The 1,830-nt window shown below is 38.5% G+C and carries 2 protein-coding genes; both read right to left on the bottom strand.

What is annotated here, in order from left to right; genetic code table 11:
* Nucleotides 1–35: 35 nt before the first annotated feature.
* The gene (locus QZY09_RS02650) at nucleotides 36–1,208 is read right to left on the bottom strand and encodes a hypothetical protein (protein ID WP_295667753.1); all 1,173 of its coding nucleotides are present in this window, start codon (nucleotides 1,206–1,208) and stop codon (nucleotides 36–38) included.
* 121 nt (nucleotides 1,209–1,329) lie between these two features.
* The coding region (locus tag QZY09_RS02655) for a PAS domain-containing protein (RefSeq protein WP_295667755.1) at nucleotides 1,330–1,830 on the bottom strand (501 nt) is incomplete at its 5' end.

Below are 1,830 nucleotides of genomic sequence, written 5' to 3' on the forward strand. Positions count from 1 at the left end.
CTTCCCATCAGCATTTAGTAAAAGTCAATCGCTGGCTAATGGCCACGGTTGTTTTGTTGATGGGCGTGATTATTGTTGCTGGCTTTTTCATTGTTCCTTCTAATAATGCGCGTTTTAAAATAATTAGCATCATAGGTATAATTCTCCTTATAATAATTTACCCAAACGTGGTTGGTATTATCCCATTTCTGCTCAAGTAAAGTTGCCTCTTTGTTTGCCGCAGCATATGTATATTGATACTGATAAGTTTGAACCCAAACCGAATTTGTATTATCCCACCTATAGTCTAATTCAAATGTTACGTCATTATTAGCATCAAAAGTCATGTCGTATTTGTAATCATTCACCCATAATACACTTGCAGAATCCCATACCTGTGTAATGCGCTCAGTAATATTATTGTTTGCATCAAACGTTCTTATCGATTTTGATGAGTTTTGCCAAATGGCACCGTTCCAGCTTTGATAAATATCAATTAAATGGTTACCATGCGCATCATTGGTATATAAATCCTGAGAGGTATTCACCCAGCTTACAAGGCCGGCATCCCAGGTCTGAGCAAGAGTAGTTAACTTTGAATTTGAAGCATCGTACGTATTAATGTTTTTGTCCTGATTAACCCAGCTATTAGCAGTTGTATCCCAATTCTGGTAAATATAGCTTAGCTGATTATGATGCGAATCGTAAGTATAAATTGAGTTAGTAGAGTTACGCCAGTTATTTAGATAAGTTATCCAAAGGCGGTATAAACCAGTAAGAACGTTGTTATTTGCATCAAGCGTTTGAGCAATGTCTACATAATTTACGTAAGTGCTATTTGAAGCATTCCAAATTTTCTCTACTGCATAAGTAACCTGGCTACCGCTGTATGTCCAATAAATAACACCGCTGTTTTGCCAGTTGCCGGCACTGTAGCCCACAATAATTTCGGTATCCATGGTGCCCTGCGGGTTATAGCCGAATTTAAAAGAATCAGCATGCACCCATGCACTGATGGTATCATTGTATTGGTCCTCTCTTTCTGCTACATTTTTCCACTGCAGGCTTCTTGAGTTATCGTTTTGCAGAACACCTTGTTTGCCGGGTAATAACTGTGAATGCTGATTTACGCGTTGGTGGTAAGGAATATAAACGGGAGGTATAGTCTGCTGAGCCATAAGGCCGTTGACTAATAATAAAAAAGAGACTATCAGGGAAAAGTGTTTCATAGTGTTTATTTTTGCAAAGATACTCACTATTGCATTAAAAAACAGCATATAATCCTCTTATACTACAAAGAACAAGGCCGACCTCTTTTTAAAACCAACCGAACTCACGTAAATACTTATTTTACTTATCGTTTTCCGACATATGTGTTTGTTTCTGCTCTACAAACGAATTCAATTCGCGTATATATGAATCTATTTCGTCGGCAAAGCCTTTAAGATAGGGAACACATTCATGGATTTTTTCAGGTGTTATTGCAGGGTTGCTCAGCACGTTTACCAAACCAAAGATGTTCGCTACCGGCTTACGGAATTTGTGCGAAATGGCAAAGAGCATTTCCTCCAGTGCAATAGTATAATGCTCCTTATTTTGCTCCGCATTTTTACGTGCTGTTATATTCAGCGCGGTACCCATTAAATGTTGCGTGTTATTATTGGCTTCTTTCGAAACTTTACCACCGCCCATTAACCAAACAATTTCGCCATTCAGCTTTTTTACACGGTATTCAACAGTGGCGGATTCGCCGGTTTTCAAGGCAATATTGAGCGCATTTTTTATCAGTGGAAAATCATCGGGGTGTACCATATTTTGCCATTGATCAAACTTCACGGTTATCTGGTTATC

Origin of the sequence: uncultured Mucilaginibacter sp. (assembly GCF_903913935.1) — a bacterium.
GTDB lineage: Bacteria > Bacteroidota > Bacteroidia > Sphingobacteriales > Sphingobacteriaceae > Mucilaginibacter.

Bases quoted from the DNA above. Each gene is read 5' to 3' on its own strand.
- QZY09_RS02650 (WP_295667753.1), bottom strand. From the start codon at position 1,208: ATGAAACACTTTTCCCTGATAGTCTCTTTTTTATTATTAGTCAACGGC.